The sequence below is a fragment of the Halonotius aquaticus genome, assembly GCF_003605575.1.
GTDB lineage: Archaea > Halobacteriota > Halobacteria > Halobacteriales > Haloferacaceae > Halonotius > Halonotius aquaticus.
Map to the genome: position 1 here is coordinate 161,365 of NZ_QKNY01000003.1, position 13,720 is coordinate 175,084.

Below are 13,720 nucleotides of genomic sequence, written 5' to 3' on the forward strand. Positions count from 1 at the left end.
TAAGACCAGTATGACGTTCGGACAACCCTCGGACGCGCCGGACGGAGTGACCGGGCGATGACGACCCCCGAGTCGGGGATCATCGTCCCCGTCAAACGCTCGGCGACCCTCCGCCAGACTGTCGGCTACGTGATCGGAGACGCACTCGACCGGGCCGCCGACGGCGACGTGGCCGTCGTCCACTTCGTCTCGGTGGCCTCGTGGCGTGCCGAAGACCCCGGCTCCGACCGCGAGCGACAGCGCGCGGTCGACCTCCTTGAGCAGGTCGAAACGTGGGCCGGCTTCGAACTCGACGAGGCCGACACCGACAGCGACACAGTCACTATCGAAACCGCAGTGATCGGCGACACCGACTACCTGTTCAGCCCGGAGGACTACGCCGACCTGCTCACCGAGTACGCCGAGCAACACGGCCTCGGACGCGTCGTCGTCGACCCCGAATACTCGCTTGTCGGCCACACGACGCTGGTAGAGCCCTTGGAGTTCGAACTCGCCCAGCGCGATCTCGCTATCGAGGAGGCCCCGGTCGACCGCCCGACACGCCGCGGTCGATTGGTCAGCCGGACCACGCCGGCCCGCTTTCTCACGCTGTTCGGCACCTCGATGCTGTTCTATCAGGTGCTTGGCGGGTTTAGCGGGCTGTTCGATCTCGTGACGGGCGTCGCGACCGCGCTGATCGTCGCCACAACGTTGTCGAGTGTGAGTTTCTACCGTGATCCAACGCTTCGGGAGTCGCCAAAACGCGTCCTCCGCGGCGTCATCTACGTGCCGTATCTCCTCTATGAGATCGTCGTTTCGAATCTCGTCGTCGCCCGCGTGATCCTCGATCCGCGCCTCGATATCGATCCACGGCTCACGAAAGTTCGGGTGTTCGTGGGTTCGGGGTTCCCGCTGACGACGCTGGCAAACAGCATCACGCTGACACCGGGGACGCTGACGGTGAAAGCCGACGATCAAGAGCTCTACGTCCACTCACTGGTGCCGTTCGCCCGCGAGGGGCTGTTCGACGGCGCGTTAGAACGCTGGGTTCGGTTCGTGTTCTACGGCCGGGAAGCAGCTCGCTTCCCGTCGCCGCGTGATCGTGGCGACACCGAAGTGCTACAGGATCCGGGTGTAGACGAGCCGGCGAACGGCGAACCCGAAGCCGTCGCCGACGGCGGCGTCGATTGTAGTGGTGACGATACACAGGAGGGCGACCAATGAGTGTCGCCGACGCCGCGCTGATCGCCGGCTACACCGTCGGCGACGGCCTGTTGATCGCGGCGACGCTGTTCGTCACGCTGGCTATCGCCATGCTGTATCGGGCGATCATGGGGCCGACCAATCAGGATCGCGTCCTCGCGGTCAACGTCCTCGGCACCAACACGGTCGTCATTCTTGCGTTGCTGGGGGCGGCCCTCGGCGAGCCGTGGTTCCTCGATATCGCGCTCGTCTACGCATTACTGAACTTCCTGATGTCGGTTGCCATCTCGAAGTTCACTGTCGAGCGGGGTGGAGTCATATGATCACCACCGTTCGGATCGGGCTCATCGCGGTCTTCGTCGCGCTGGGCCTGTTTTTCACGTTCGTCTCGGCGACCGGCGTGATCCGGCTCCCGGACGTGTTCTCGCGGGCCCACACCGCCTCGCAAGCCGACACGCTGGGCGCTGGCTTCGCGCTCGCGGCGGTCGCGCTGACGATTGGCTGGGGCCCAACAGCGGTTAAAACGGTGCTCCTGCTGTTTTTCATCTTCGTCACCAACCCGACGGCCGCCCACGCCATCGCACGGGCCGCCTACGAGGAGGGCGTCGAGCCGTGGACAAAGGGGGATGAGCGACGATGAGCGTCGCTGCTCCGCAGCTCGCCGGCTTGGTGCCGCTGCAGAGCGTCGGCATCACGCCTATCGAGGCGTCGCTGTTCGTCTTCGTCCTGCTCACGGCTGTCCTGACCGCGCTGTTTCGGGACGTCCTCGCCTCGATTGTGGTCTTCGCGGCCTACAGTCTCGGCTTGGCCCTGCTGTACACGTTCTACCGTGCGCCCGATGTGGGGCTGACTGAGGCTGCAATCGGGGCCGGTGTCACCACCGTCTTCCTGCTGTTGACGATTGCGAAGACGACGCGACCGGCGACCGACGCCCGCTTCGAGGCGATCAACTGGCCCGCCGTCGGCGTCTGTGGGCTGTTCGTCCTCGTCGTCGCCGCGACGCTGCCGGCGTTCCCGGCGGTCGGCGATCCCGCCTCGCCGATCCTCGCGAACGCCGACGTGACCGGCTACTACCTCGCCAACGCCTACGACGAGACCGGCGCGGAAAACGCCGTCACCGCCGTTCTGGCGGCCTACCGCGGGTTCGATACCTTCGGCGAGGCAATCGTCGTCTTCGCCGCGGGCATCGCCAGCCTGCTGGTGCTCGGGCGGGAGGTGTTCACCGCATGAGCAGCGACCGACTCAACGGCGATACGTCATCTGACACCCGCGTTGCCCGCCAACGGCCGCTCTACAGCGAGAGCCAAGTCATCATGACGACGGTCAAAGCGGTCATCCCGTTCGTGTTGACCTACGGGCTGTTCATCACGTTCCACGGGACGAGTTCGCCCGGCGGCGGGTTCCAGGGCGGCGCGCTCATCGCGTCGGTCGTGTTGATGATCGCCTTCGCCTTCGGGATCGAGTCGACGCGGACGTGGCTTTCGAACACGCTCGTCGTCCTCCTCGCAACGCTCGGCGTGGCGATCTTCGCCGGCATCGCCCTCGTCCCGATGGCACTCGGCGAGAACTTCCTCGATTACACCGCCTACTACCCCGTCCTCGGGGACGTACTCGGCCTCAAGGAGTACGAGTTCGTCAAATACGGGATGGAGGCCGTCGAGATCGGCGGCATCGCCTTCATCGTTTCGGGTGTCTTGATGGGGCTGTTCTTCGCACTGGCGGCCGGCATGACGCCGCCGAGCAGCACCGACACCGATGCCGACACAGCGGCAGATACCGGTGCCGACACGGCGTCGGAGTCGTCCGGCGATGTCGCTAGCGGCGATGCCGAAACCCCTGGCGACGATGGCGACACAGCCGCTGCTGGCAACGACGAGCAGGCAGGTGAGACCCAATGACTGATTTCCTTGGCGTGGTGACGACGCGACACGCCTACGCGCTGTTCGTCCTGCTGTCGGCTATCGGGCTCTACATGATGATCGCAAACGAGAACCTCGTCAAGAAGATTATCGGCCTCAATATGTTCCAGACCGGCGTCTTCCTGTTTTTCGTCACCTCGGCCTACCGGATCGGCGGCGCGGCCCCGATTGTCACCGAGGGCGGCGGCCCCTACGTCAGCCCGCTGCCGCAGGTGATCGTCCTGACGGCGATTGTCGTCGGCATCAGCCTCACGGCGGTCGGCCTCGCGCTCACGATCCGGCTCTACAGCGAGTACGGCACCCTGCGTGCCGACGCGCTCCGGGAGGTGATCGGCGATGAGTGACGCCCTCCTCCCGCTGTTGATTGCCATTCCGCTGTTGGCAGCGGTCTTCCCGCTGCTGTTGGGACTTCGCTTCGACAGCGCTGGCTGGCCGGTGGCGATGGCAACGTCACTGCTCGTCGCCGCGCTCGCCGTGCGGTTCACGTGGGCGGTCTCGCCGGCCAGCAGCGGCCCCCAGCGACTCGTCCACGACCTCGCTGGCTACCCCGCCCCGTACGGGATCGAACTCGTCGGCGACGGCCTGTCGGCGATCCTCGTACTCCTCATCAGCGTTGTTGCCGTTGCTGTCCTCATCTACGCCCGGACGACCGGCCCCGACAGCAACGCCTTCTACAGCGGTTTCCTGCTGTTGACCGGTGGGCTGCTCGGGATGGCACTGACCGGTGACCTGTTCAACCTCTTCGTCTTCCTCGAAATCGTCGGGCTGGTGAGCTACGCGCTGATCGCCAGCAGTGACGACGGCCGGGCGGCCTACGGCGCGCTCAAATACCTTTTCCTCGGGACGACGGGCGCGTCACTGTACCTGATCGGCGTCGGCTACGCCTTCGTCGCCACCGGGACGCTCAACATGCGCGATATGGCGAGTGAACTCGCCGCCCTCGGCTACGGTGATCCGCTCGTCCAAGCCGCCTTCGGCTTCATCCTCGTCGGCTTCATGCTGAAAATCGCCATCTTCCCGCTGCATACTTGGCAGCCCGATGCCTACACTTACGCGCCGGATACCGTCTCGGCGTTCATTTCCGCGCTCGTGTCGACGACGGCGGCCTACGCGCTCATCCGGATCGCCTACGACGTGTTCACGGTCGACTTTTTCGCAGCGAACCCACTGATTACCGACGCCGTCCTACTCGTCGCCTCGGTCAGCATCGTCGTTGGCAGCCTGCTGGCCTTGCTGCAAACTGAACTCAAACGCATCTTCGCGTACTCCTCGGTCGCCCAGTTCGGCATGATCCTTGCAGCAATCGGTCTCCAGAGCGAAACCGCGCTGTTCGGCGCGGTCATCCACCTCGTCGGCCACGGACTGATGAAGGCCACGCTGTTCATGGGCGCGGGCGTCCTCTCCTCGGCCTACGGAGCCCAGACCGTCGCCGACTACGCCGGTCTCGCCAAGCGCGCGCCGATCACGTCAGGGATGATGGCGGTCGCCGGCCTCGCGCTCGTTGGGATTCCGCCCTCGGTCGGTACGCTCGGCAAGTGGTTCATCGCCCTTGGCGCGGTCGAGGCGGGCTCGTGGGGCGTCGCCGCGGTGATCTTCATCAGCACGCTGTTGACGCTGACGTACATCGGCCGGCTGCTCGAAGCCCTGTACTTCACCCAGCCCGCGACTGACGACGACACCGGCGTCGCTGGCGATACTGGCGATGCGACTGACGACGGTTCAATCGTTGCCGATGGCGGTGCCGATTCGTCGACTGCCGCCGGCCTCGACGACGTTGTACCCGTCGCGACCGAACGCGTCGTGGTCGTCGTCGTCCTCGCGCTGTCGACGGTCGCGCTGTTCGGCGCGGCCGGCCTGTTTGCGGAGCTGCTTGACCCCGTCTTCGGGAGGTTCTTCCAATGACTGAAATCGCCGCGGTTCGACCATTGGCTGCCGTCCTCGTATCGTTCGTCGCCGCCGGGCTGATCCTCGTTTCCGGCCGCCGGCCGAACCTCAGAGAGGCGTGGACGATCCTCGCGTCGGTGTCGATGTTCGGCCTCGTCGCCAGCATGGTGCCGGCCGCCCTCGACGGCGACATCCTCGTCACCAACCTCGGCACTATCGTCCCCGGCATCGATTTCCTCCTCCGGGCCGACCCGCTGGGCGTCCTGTTCGCCTCCCTCGCTAGCTTGCTGTGGATCGTCACCAGCTTCTATAGCATCGGCTATATGCGCGGCCTCGACGAGGACAATCAGACCCGGTATTTCGCCTCGTTTGCCGTCTCGGTCGCCGCCGCCGTCGGCATCGCCTTCTCGGGCAACCTCCTGACGATCTTCGTCTTCTACGAGGTGCTCTCGGTCGCAACGTACCCGCTCGTCGCCCACGACGAAACCGAGGAAGCGCGGGCCGCGGGCCGCAAGTATCTCGCCTACACCTTCTTCGGCGGCGGGGTGTTGGTGCTGGCCGGGACAACGCTGGTCTACTGGCTCGCCGGAACGGTTGATTTCACACCGGGCGGAATCACCGCCCTCGCCAACGCCGACCCGACGGCGGCGACCCTTGCGTTCATCGTCCTCGCGGTCGGCTTCGGCGTCAAAGCCGGGTTGATGCCGCTCCACCAGTGGCTCCCGGAGGCGATGGTCGCGCCGACGCCGGTGTCTGGCCTCCTACACGCGGTCGCGGTCGTCAAAAGCGGTGTCTTCGGCATCGCCCGCGTCGTCCTCGACGTGTTCGGCCCCGAGACGCTGGCCGCGCTCGGCCCCGACCGCTTCGGTGACCTCGGGATCGCGCTGCCGCTGGCCGCGCTGGCGGCGATTACGCTTACCGTCGCCAGCATCATCGCCCTGCGGAAGGATCACCTCAAACGCCGGCTGGCCTATTCAACAATTAGCCAGCTCTCCTACATCGTCCTCGGGCTCGCACTGCTGGAGGGTGACGCGCTGATCGGCGGGCTGCTCCACATCCCTGCTCACGCGTTCATGAAGCTCACCCTGTTCTTCTGTGCGGGGATCATCCACGTCGAAACTCATACCGACTACATCAGCGAGATGGCCGGCATCGGCAAGCGGATGCCACTGACGATGCTGGCCTTCGGCGTCGCCGCTGCGGGGATGGCCGGCATTCCGCTGGTCGCCGGCTTCGTCAGCAAGTGGTACATCGTGATCGGAGCCTTCGAGGGCGGCAACGGGATCTTCGCGGGCGTGCTGTTGCTCTCGGGGATTCTCAACATCGCGTACTTCTGGCCCATCGTCTACCAGGCATTCTTCGAGACGCCCGATGATACCGACGAGAAACCGCTGGTCGAAGGCCCCTATGGCGGCCGCGACCGCGTGGTTGCTGATGGCGGCGACGCTGCCGATCACGCTGTCGACGATCATCATGCTGACAGCGATCACGACGATGGCCACCACCACGGCGGCCCACCAGCGGGCGGCTGGGAAACCCGCGACTGGCGCGGCGGCGAGAGCACGTGGTTCATGCTCGGCCCGATCCTGACGGCGGCCTCGCTGTCGCTAATTTTGGGGGTCGTGCCCCATACCGCCGTCTTCCTCCGAATCGTCGAGACCATCGTCGGGAATCTACCGGGGGTGATGGGCTGATGACCGCCCCGTTGACCGCCGTTCCGCCGGGGGTCGTCCTGCTGGCGGTCGCCGTCCTCGTCGCGCTGCTGCCGCGCCGCACCGGCCACGCGCTGGGTATCGCTGCCTCCGCCGTGACGCTGGTGTGGGTGTGGACGATCCCTGCGGGAGCATACCTCCAAACCCAGTTCCTCGGCTTCGAGGCGGTGCTGTTCAACGTCGATCAGTTCTCCCGACTGATGGGGATCATCTTCGCACTCATCGGCGTCGTCGCCGTACTGTACTCCTACGCCAGCGAGGCCGAGAGCCTGCAAACTGCGTTCGCGCTCTCGTATGTCGCCACCAGCTTCGGGGCCGTCTTCGCCGGCGACTGGCTCACGCTCATCTTCTGCTGGGAGCTGATGGCCGTCACCAGCACGCTGCTCGTCTGGCACTATCGCGGGAAGGCAGTGCGAGCGGGCTACCGCTACGCCATCTTCCACGGGATCGGCGGCACGCTGCTGATGGCCGCCATTCTCCAGACCTACGAGGCGAAAAGCACCTTCCTCTTCGCGTCGGTGCCTGGCGGCCCTGAGGTGGCTGGCATCGCTGCCGGCCTGCCGGCCGCACTCGCGGCCATCGGGATCGGTGTCAACGTCGGCTTCATCGGCCTGCACACCTGGCTTCCGGATACCTACCCCCGACCGCATATCGCCGCCAGCGTCTTCCTCTGTGTGTTCACGACGAAGACCGGTGTCTACGGGATGTACCGGGCGTTCCCGGAGGGCCACCTCGCCATCGCCTACATGGGCGGCGGGATGGCCGTCTTCGGGGCGACGTTCGCGCTGTTCCAAAACGACATGCGACGGCTGCTCTCGTATCACATTCAGTCGCAGGTCGGCTACATGATCGCTGGCGTCGGCATCGGCGGCGCGCTGGCGCAGTCCGGCGCGTTCGCCCACGTCTTCAATCACATCCTCTACAAGGGACTGCTGTTCATGACTGCCGGCGTCGTCGTCTACCGGACAGGCGAGGAGAACCTGAAGAAACTCGGCGGGCTGGCACGGGAGATGCCGATCACCGCCGGCGCGTTCACGGTTGCCGCGCTGTCGATCGCCGGCTTCCCCGGGTTCAACGGCTTCGTCAGCAAGGGGATCATCATCTCGGCGAGTCACTACGCCTTCGGTGCGGGGCCGCTCCCGATCGGTGAGTACCACACGCTCGAATGGCTGCTGTTGCTCGGTGGGATTGGCACCTTCATGTCGTTCATCAAGTTCGGCTACTACGCCTTCTTCCATGGCACTCATGACGGCAGCGTCGCCGACGCGAATACCGGCCAAAGCGTCGCCATGCTGGCGGTGGCAGGACTCTGTGTCTTCTACGGGATTGCCGTCCCCACATTCCCGCTTGCGTCGATCCTGCCTGCCAACGTCGGGCTGTTCGGTCTCCTGCCGTTCGACGTGACAAGCGACGCTGTTGTCGCACATGTGTACAAAACCTATACCGTCGGTCACATCGTCGAGGGCGTCGTCCTTGCGGCCGCAGGGCTGATCGGCTTCCGACTCACGAAGAAACCGCTCTCGAAACTCGGTCGCGTGCCCGATATTGATGCGATCTACAATCGAGTCGTCTTCTACGGTGGCCGCAGTGTGATCGTCGGCGTCACCGAACTCTACGCTGCCGTTGATCGCGCTGTGATGGGTGCCATCGCCCGCGCCAAAGCCGTCGGCACCGACCCGCAGGCGACCGTCCAGCGCCTCGGCTTCGGCAGCGACGAGCAGCCGCCGATACTTCGCTCGGGGATCGGGCGGAGCGTCTTCGTGTTGCTCGCGGTGGTGAGTCTCGCCGTGGCGATCCTGTTGCTCGGCTAGGGGATGGAAACGGTTTTTCGCCGGCCACCCGAAGCCGCCGTATGAGCTACCGAGTCATCGCGGATCTCTCGCCGGCCGAACGGACGGCCTTCTTCGAGCGCGACGCCGGCATCGACGCAGTTCGGAGCGACGCCGCCGGTATCATCGACCGCGTCAGCACGGAGGGCGATGTCGCGCTGCGTGACCTCGCCTCGAAGTATGACGATGTCGAGGTCGGCAACCTCGACGTTACCGATCTCGCCGAACGCGCCCACGAGGATGTTGACGACGAGATTCTCGATGCTATCAAGACCGCCGCCGCCAACATCCGCGAGTTCCACGAGCGACAGGTGCCCGACGACTGGCGCGAGAACTTCGACGGCCGCGAACTCGGCCGCCGGTTCCGCCCGCTTTCGGCGGTCGGCGTCTACGCGCCCGGCGGCACCGCCGCCTACCCCTCCAGCGTGCTGATGGGCGTCATCCCAGCCAAAATTGCTGGCGTCGACCACGTTGCCGTCGCTACGCCGCCGGCCGACCCCATGAACCCGGTTACGCTCGCAGCAGCCCACGAAGCGGGTGCAGATGCGATCTACGCCGCCGGCGGCGCGCAAGCGATCGCGGCCCTCGCCTACGGCACCGAAACGGTCACCCCAGTACAGAAGATCGTTGGCCCGGGCAACAAGTGGGTGACCGCCGCGAAGGCCGAGGTTCGCGGCGACGTGGAGATCGACTTTCTCGCCGGGCCCAGCGAGATCCTTGTCGTCTGCGACGAGACAGCTGACCCAGAGCTTGTCGCCAGCGACCTGATCGCCCAAGCCGAACACGACCCCAACGCCTCCGCGGTCGCTGTTACCGCCGACGAGGCCACCGCTGAGGCGATCGACGATGCGCTCGATGAGCAGGTAGAGGAACGCGACCGCGCCGAGATCATCAGTGACGCCCTCGACAACGACGCCAGCGGCGTCCTCTTGGCGCGATCGATGTCGGAAGCCGTGTTGTTCGCCGAGGAGTACGCTGCCGAACACCTCTCGATTCAGGCCGACGACGACGAGGCGATCCTCGATCGGATCGACTCGGCGGGCAGCGTTTTTCTCGGCCCGAACACGCCGGTGGCTGCCGGTGACTACGCCTCCGGCACGAACCACGTCCTCCCAACTAACGGCGGCGCAAAACGGTTCGGTGGGCTCTCAGTCGACGCCTTCCTGCGGTCGACGACAGTCCAGCGACTCGATTCGGAGGGCCTCGACGAGCTCTCGAAGTCGATCACGACGCTCGCGGAGGCCGAAGGGCTGGAAGCCCACGCCGAAAGCGTTCGCCGCCGCTTCGAGTAATGGCTCCTGATTACGTTTCGCCGTCACTGTTAACAGGCTCGGCTGACGATGGCTGGGTATGAGCACGAGCACCGCCGACGGCAGCCCCGAGGAGGCCGTCGAAGTCACGGAGCAGGCTGCCGAAAAGGCCCTCGCGTTGATGCAAGGTGAAGGGATGGACACCGATGTCGGCGGCCTCCGGCTGTTCGTCCAACAGGGCGGCTGTGCCGGCCTCTCCTATGGGATGCGCTTCGACGACGAGCCAGAGGACGACGACACGATCACCGTTCATCATGGCCTGCGTGTCTTTGTCGATCCCTCAAGCCTGAACTACATCGGCGGCAGCAGCCTCCAGTACGAGGACGGGCTGCAGGCCGAAGGGTTCCACGTCGAAAATCCCAATGTCGTCTCCGAGTGCGGCTGCGGTGAAAGTTTCAGAACCTGAGGCGATTTGTTTCGTTTCGGCCACAACGCGGCTGGTGTGGCTGGGTTTTTACGATCCGAGCCCAACGTGTCACTAATGGCAGCGAGGCCGCCCCAAAATGAGACGTCGGAGCCCGAAGTAATCGCGTTCGGCATCGCCGCGCTCGCCGCCCGGCTTGAGACAGCCGATATCGACTACCCGGCGACAAGCCGCGATGTCTGTGCGGCCGTCGCCGACACCGAGATTCCGGTTGACAGCACCGGCAACACCGTTGAGTTGGCGACCGCACTCGACCGCCTGCCCCAAGATGAGTTCGCCAAGCAATCGGAGCTGCTTGATATGCTACATCCGGTCTTTGAGGAACAGCGCAAACAGGCCGCCACAAGCGTTGTTGGTCGACTCCGGGCCCTGTTGCCGATCTAACCGGTCAATCTAATTGCCGGTTGTTATCGATCTGACTTGGCGACCGGCTGGTCAGCCTCGCCCTCTGTCGGCGTCGGCTCCGGTCGGTCTGTCGTCGTTGCTGATCGGTCGTCGGTGAGACTGCTGTCGAGGCGATCGATCCGGTCGCGCTGTTCGCGATGCAGCGACTGGATCATATCCGCAAGGAAGCCGAAAATCAGGAGTTGCACACCGAGCAGCAGCATCGCAACCCCGCCGATAGCGATAAGCTGGTGGCTGATATTGACAGTAAGCCACCGCCAGATGACAAACGCCAGCATGACGACGCCGACGGTCGTCGAGCCGAGGCCAACGCTGCCGAAATAAAACAGCGGGTTGTTGGTTTTCGCGTTTCGGTACAGTTCAAGCAGGATGATGCTACCGTCCTTGATCGGATGGAGGTTGGTCGCCGAGCCATCGGGTCGGGGGCGGTAGGTGATCGGGACGACCGTAGTGGTGATGCCATGCTTCGCACACTGGATCGCCATCTCGGTTTCGATACCGAAGCCGTCGGCCGTCAGCGTCAGTCGCTCGAAGGAATCGGTTGTGAACGCACGGTAGCCTGAAAGGATGTCGACGTAGTTCTCGCCATAGATCACGCGGAAGATAGTGTTGAAAAAGCGGTTGCCGATCTTGTTGAGCGACGTCATCGCGCCGGACTGCATGTCGGCAAACCGGTTGCCGATGACGTGGTCGGCCTCACCGGCGATCAGTGGCTCCAACATCGCCTCGGCGTCGGCGGCGCGGTAGGTCATGTCGGCATCGACCATGAGGACGTACGGCGCGTCGATGTGGGCGACAGCCTGCCGAACCGCCTGCCCCTTGCCGCTGCCGGTCTGGGTGATGACCGTTGCACCGGCCTCCGTGGCGAGCTCCCGTGTCCCATCACTGGAGCCGCCATCGATGACGAGAATATCGGTGAAGCCGGCGGCCTGATAGCTGGTGATCACATCGGTGATCGTCGTGGCCTCGTTGAGCGCCGGCAGCAGGATACAGACATCCGCACTCGAAGCCATTGTCGTGGTGTCGGCACCCGAGCCCTAAAACCCTGTGTGGTTGCAGGCGGGTGGGCCGCGTTGGTGCCGCCCCATGCGTTGTGTGGCCACGTCGATCCGTCGGGATGGACAGGATTTTAAGCGGTGCTGTCCGAGAAGCTGGTACTATGGGAAAGAAATCGAAAGCGCAGAAAAAGCGGCTGGCGAAGCTTGACCGCCAGAACCGACGGGTGCCGACGTGGGTCATGATGAAAACCGATATGGAAGTTTCGCGCAACGCGAAACGCCGCAACTGGCGGCGGGGCGACACTGACGAGTAACGATGAGTACGAGTGATTTCGAGGAGCGCGTCGAGACGGTGCCGCTCCGCGGCGTGAAGGCTGTCCCGACCCAAGAGCGTGCCGACCGCGCGATGACAATCATCCGCGAGCACCTCGCACAGCATTTCAACGTCACCGAAGACGAGGTTCGGCTCGATCCCTCAATCAACGAGGCGGTCTGGGAGAACGGCCGACAGAACCCACCATCGAAGCTCCGGGTTCGTGCGGCCCGGTTCGTCGAAGACGACGAGACGATCGTCGAAGCGGAACTCGCCTAACGCACCGTGTTACGCACGTCTGTTGCCGGCTCGCCGTACGTCGGTGTCTTCGCGCATGCGAGCACCGGCTGTCTGCTCGTCCGGCGTGATATCGACGACGAGACAGCCGAGGCGATCGCCGACGAACTCGGCGTCACAGCGGTATCGACGACGATCGGTGGCTCGGGAACGGTCGGCTCGTTGGCTGCCGGCAACGACAGCGGGCTCGTTGTCTCCAGTCAACTCACCGACCGTGAACGGGAGACGATCGCCGACGCTGCCGACGGCGTCATCGCCGAACTCCCCGGCCGCATCAACGCTGCCGGCAACGTTGTCCTCGCCAACAACACCGGCGCGTACGTCCATCCTGAGCTCGACGACGAGGCGGTCTCGGTCGTCGAGGAGACCCTCGACGTGCCGGTTGTTCGCGGCGGGCTCGGTGATCGACAGACCGTCGGCACCGCTGCCGTCACCAACAACACCGGCGTGCTGTGTCACCCGCAAGCGCGGGAGACCGAGTTGACAACGATCGAGGAGCACCTCGATGCCTACGTCGACCTCGGAACCGTCAACTACGGGACACCGCTGTTGGGCTCGGGGCTGCTCGCCACCGATGAGGGCTTTGTTGTCGGTGAGGAGACGACCGGCCCGGAGATCGGACGGATCGAAGACACCCTCGGCTTCATCGAGTAGCGGGCCACCGCATCGGCTATCGGTTTTCGCGTACAGTGTCCACTCCACCGCGTCGATGAGTGCCATCGGGGTGTCGGTCAGCCTCGCCCCGAGTAGGAAGATACTTCCCCGTTGCTGCCGGAACAACGAGGCATGAGTCAGTTTACGATTCGCGGCGAGTTCGACGGCCGAACCGGGCCGCGAACCTTCACAAAGGAGATCGACGCCGAAAACGAAAATGTCGCCCGCGAGCACATCCTCTCGCAGTTTGGCAGCGAGCACGGGCTCAAACGAACGCAGGTCACGATTCAGGAGGTGTCCGCACAATGATGGGAAGCGGTGGCGGCGGTCAGCAGCTCCAGCAACTCCAGAAACAGCTCGAAGCACTCGACGCTGAGGTCGAAGAACTAGAGGCCGAGATCGACGAGCTCGAAACCGAACACGCCGAGATCGACGAGGCGATCGACGCCCTCGACACCCTCGATAGCGGCTCGACGGTGCAGGTGCCGATCGGCGGCGACGCCTACCTTCGCGCGGAGATCCAGGATATCGACGAGGTCATCGTCAGCCTCGGCGGCGGCTACGCGGCCGAACAGGAACAAGACGACGCCGTCGACGCCCTCCGCTCCAAACAGGACACGATCGAGGAGACCATCGAGGAGACCGAAGCCGAGATCGAGGAGCTCGAAGACGAGACCGAAGACCTCGAAAAACAGGCCCAGGCGATTCAACAGCGGATGCAGCAACAGCAGCAACAGCAGATGTCGAAGATGGAAGAGATGCAGGGCGGCGACGAGTAACACCCACCTGCACC

At 64.6% G+C, this 13,720-nt stretch carries 18 protein-coding genes; 17 read left to right on the plus strand and 1 reads right to left on the minus strand.

The genetic code is table 11. The features are described 5' to 3' along the window. The first annotated feature begins 57 nt into the window (after positions 1–57). The 12 genes from DM826_RS01770 (at position 58) to DM826_RS01825 (ending at position 10,644) form a co-directional block, all read left to right on the plus strand. Entirely contained in the window at positions 58–1,203 is a 1,146-nt protein-coding gene (locus tag DM826_RS01770) for a monovalent cation/H+ antiporter subunit E (protein WP_120100724.1), read from the plus strand. Beyond that, complete coding sequence (locus DM826_RS01775) at positions 1,200–1,505, plus strand: cation:proton antiporter (RefSeq protein ID WP_120100726.1); 306 nt, start codon at positions 1,200–1,202, stop codon at positions 1,503–1,505. Before DM826_RS01770 ends, DM826_RS01775 begins: the two co-directional genes overlap by 4 nt. Further along, positions 1,502–1,822 (plus strand): monovalent cation/H(+) antiporter subunit G, encoded by a 321-nt coding sequence (mnhG, locus tag DM826_RS01780; RefSeq protein WP_120100728.1) that lies wholly within the window; start codon positions 1,502–1,504, stop codon positions 1,820–1,822. The genes DM826_RS01775 and mnhG overlap by 4 nt, the downstream gene beginning before the upstream one ends. Continuing rightward, the gene (locus tag DM826_RS01785; RefSeq protein WP_120100731.1) at positions 1,819–2,412 is read left to right on the plus strand and encodes a DUF4040 domain-containing protein; all 594 of its coding nucleotides are present in this window, start codon (positions 1,819–1,821) and stop codon (positions 2,410–2,412) included. The genes mnhG and DM826_RS01785 overlap by 4 nt, the downstream gene beginning before the upstream one ends. Beyond that, positions 2,409–3,080 carry an MnhB domain-containing protein gene (locus tag DM826_RS01790; RefSeq protein ID WP_120100733.1) on the plus strand — a complete coding sequence of 224 codons (672 nt, stop codon included), beginning with the start codon at positions 2,409–2,411 and terminating at the stop codon, positions 3,078–3,080. The genes DM826_RS01785 and DM826_RS01790 overlap by 4 nt, the downstream gene beginning before the upstream one ends. Further along, positions 3,077–3,445, plus strand: coding sequence for a cation:proton antiporter subunit C (locus DM826_RS01795; protein ID WP_120100736.1), 369 nt, complete (start codon positions 3,077–3,079; stop codon positions 3,443–3,445). Before DM826_RS01790 ends, DM826_RS01795 begins: the two co-directional genes overlap by 4 nt. Beyond that, complete coding sequence (locus DM826_RS01800) at positions 3,438–5,003, plus strand: proton-conducting transporter transmembrane domain-containing protein (protein ID WP_120100738.1); 1,566 nt, start codon at positions 3,438–3,440, stop codon at positions 5,001–5,003. Before DM826_RS01795 ends, DM826_RS01800 begins: the two co-directional genes overlap by 8 nt. Then, on the plus strand, positions 5,000–6,679 hold the full coding sequence (locus DM826_RS01805) for a cation:proton antiporter (protein ID WP_120100740.1): 1,680 nt from the start codon (positions 5,000–5,002) through the stop codon (positions 6,677–6,679). Before DM826_RS01800 ends, DM826_RS01805 begins: the two co-directional genes overlap by 4 nt. Beyond that, positions 6,679–8,508, plus strand: coding sequence for a Na(+)/H(+) antiporter subunit D (locus DM826_RS01810; protein WP_120100743.1), 1,830 nt, complete (start codon positions 6,679–6,681; stop codon positions 8,506–8,508). The genes DM826_RS01805 and DM826_RS01810 overlap by 1 nt, the downstream gene beginning before the upstream one ends. 41 nt (positions 8,509–8,549) lie before the next feature. After that, positions 8,550–9,818 carry a histidinol dehydrogenase gene (hisD, locus tag DM826_RS01815; RefSeq protein ID WP_120100746.1) on the plus strand — a complete coding sequence of 423 codons (1,269 nt, stop codon included), beginning with the start codon at positions 8,550–8,552 and terminating at the stop codon, positions 9,816–9,818. 58 nt (positions 9,819–9,876) lie between these two features. Further along, the gene (locus DM826_RS01820) at positions 9,877–10,242 is read left to right on the plus strand and encodes a HesB/IscA family protein (RefSeq protein WP_120100748.1); all 366 of its coding nucleotides are present in this window, start codon (positions 9,877–9,879) and stop codon (positions 10,240–10,242) included. 75 nt (positions 10,243–10,317) lie between these two features. After that, on the plus strand, positions 10,318–10,644 hold the full coding sequence (locus tag DM826_RS01825; RefSeq protein ID WP_120100751.1) for a hypothetical protein: 327 nt from the start codon (positions 10,318–10,320) through the stop codon (positions 10,642–10,644). 23 nt (positions 10,645–10,667) lie between these two features. Here DM826_RS01825 and aglJ read toward each other — a convergent pair whose 3' ends face one another. Beyond that, positions 10,668–11,678, minus strand: a complete 1,011-nt coding sequence (gene aglJ, locus DM826_RS01830) for an S-layer glycoprotein N-glycosyltransferase AglJ (protein WP_120100753.1) — start codon at positions 11,676–11,678, stop codon at positions 10,668–10,670. A 146-nt stretch (positions 11,679–11,824) separates the two neighbouring features. On the opposite strand from aglJ, the gene DM826_RS01835 reads away from it, so the two are divergent. The 5 genes from DM826_RS01835 (at position 11,825) to pfdA (ending at position 13,706) form a co-directional block, all read left to right on the plus strand. Beyond that, complete coding sequence (locus DM826_RS01835; protein WP_120084282.1) at positions 11,825–11,977, plus strand: 50S ribosomal protein L39e; 153 nt, start codon at positions 11,825–11,827, stop codon at positions 11,975–11,977. Between the two features lie 2 nt (positions 11,978–11,979). After that, positions 11,980–12,255, plus strand: coding sequence for a 50S ribosomal protein L31e (locus tag DM826_RS01840; protein WP_120084123.1), 276 nt, complete (start codon positions 11,980–11,982; stop codon positions 12,253–12,255). A 6-nt stretch (positions 12,256–12,261) separates the two neighbouring features. Continuing rightward, entirely contained in the window at positions 12,262–12,927 is a 666-nt protein-coding gene (locus tag DM826_RS01845) for a translation initiation factor IF-6 (RefSeq protein WP_120100756.1), read from the plus strand. Positions 12,928–13,059: 132 nt separating this feature from the next. Continuing rightward, positions 13,060–13,236 (plus strand): 50S ribosomal protein L18Ae, encoded by a 177-nt coding sequence (rpl18a, locus tag DM826_RS01850; protein WP_120100759.1) that lies wholly within the window; start codon positions 13,060–13,062, stop codon positions 13,234–13,236. Next, positions 13,233–13,706, plus strand: coding sequence for a prefoldin subunit alpha (gene pfdA / locus DM826_RS01855; RefSeq protein WP_120100762.1), 474 nt, complete (start codon positions 13,233–13,235; stop codon positions 13,704–13,706). The genes rpl18a and pfdA overlap by 4 nt, the downstream gene beginning before the upstream one ends. The last annotated feature ends 14 nt before the right edge of the window (positions 13,707–13,720 follow it).

What these genes read in the sequence shown, in the direction of transcription:
- DM826_RS01770 (WP_120100724.1), top strand. Translation starts at nt 58, where the DNA reads ATGACGACCCCCGAGTCGGGGATCATCGTCCCCGTCAAACGCTCGGCG.
- DM826_RS01775 (WP_120100726.1), top strand. Translation starts at nt 1,200, where the DNA reads ATGAGTGTCGCCGACGCCGCGCTGATCGCCGGCTACACCGTCGGCGAC.
- mnhG (WP_120100728.1), top strand. Translation starts at nt 1,502, where the DNA reads ATGATCACCACCGTTCGGATCGGGCTCATCGCGGTCTTCGTCGCGCTG.
- DM826_RS01785 (WP_120100731.1), top strand. Translation starts at nt 1,819, where the DNA reads ATGAGCGTCGCTGCTCCGCAGCTCGCCGGCTTGGTGCCGCTGCAGAGC.
- DM826_RS01790 (WP_120100733.1), top strand. Translation starts at nt 2,409, where the DNA reads ATGAGCAGCGACCGACTCAACGGCGATACGTCATCTGACACCCGCGTT.
- DM826_RS01795 (WP_120100736.1), top strand. Translation starts at nt 3,077, where the DNA reads ATGACTGATTTCCTTGGCGTGGTGACGACGCGACACGCCTACGCGCTG.
- DM826_RS01800 (WP_120100738.1), top strand. Translation starts at nt 3,438, where the DNA reads ATGAGTGACGCCCTCCTCCCGCTGTTGATTGCCATTCCGCTGTTGGCA.
- DM826_RS01805 (WP_120100740.1), top strand. Translation starts at nt 5,000, where the DNA reads ATGACTGAAATCGCCGCGGTTCGACCATTGGCTGCCGTCCTCGTATCG.
- DM826_RS01810 (WP_120100743.1), top strand. Translation starts at nt 6,679, where the DNA reads ATGACCGCCCCGTTGACCGCCGTTCCGCCGGGGGTCGTCCTGCTGGCG.
- hisD (WP_120100746.1), top strand. Translation starts at nt 8,550, where the DNA reads ATGAGCTACCGAGTCATCGCGGATCTCTCGCCGGCCGAACGGACGGCC.
- DM826_RS01820 (WP_120100748.1), top strand. Translation starts at nt 9,877, where the DNA reads ATGAGCACGAGCACCGCCGACGGCAGCCCCGAGGAGGCCGTCGAAGTC.
- DM826_RS01825 (WP_120100751.1), top strand. Translation starts at nt 10,318, where the DNA reads ATGGCAGCGAGGCCGCCCCAAAATGAGACGTCGGAGCCCGAAGTAATC.
- aglJ (WP_120100753.1), bottom strand. Translation starts at nt 11,678, where the DNA reads ATGGCTTCGAGTGCGGATGTCTGTATCCTGCTGCCGGCGCTCAACGAG.
- DM826_RS01835 (WP_120084282.1), top strand. Translation starts at nt 11,825, where the DNA reads ATGGGAAAGAAATCGAAAGCGCAGAAAAAGCGGCTGGCGAAGCTTGAC.
- DM826_RS01840 (WP_120084123.1), top strand. Translation starts at nt 11,980, where the DNA reads ATGAGTACGAGTGATTTCGAGGAGCGCGTCGAGACGGTGCCGCTCCGC.
- rpl18a (WP_120100759.1), top strand. Translation starts at nt 13,060, where the DNA reads ATGAGTCAGTTTACGATTCGCGGCGAGTTCGACGGCCGAACCGGGCCG.
- pfdA (WP_120100762.1), top strand. Translation starts at nt 13,233, where the DNA reads ATGATGGGAAGCGGTGGCGGCGGTCAGCAGCTCCAGCAACTCCAGAAA.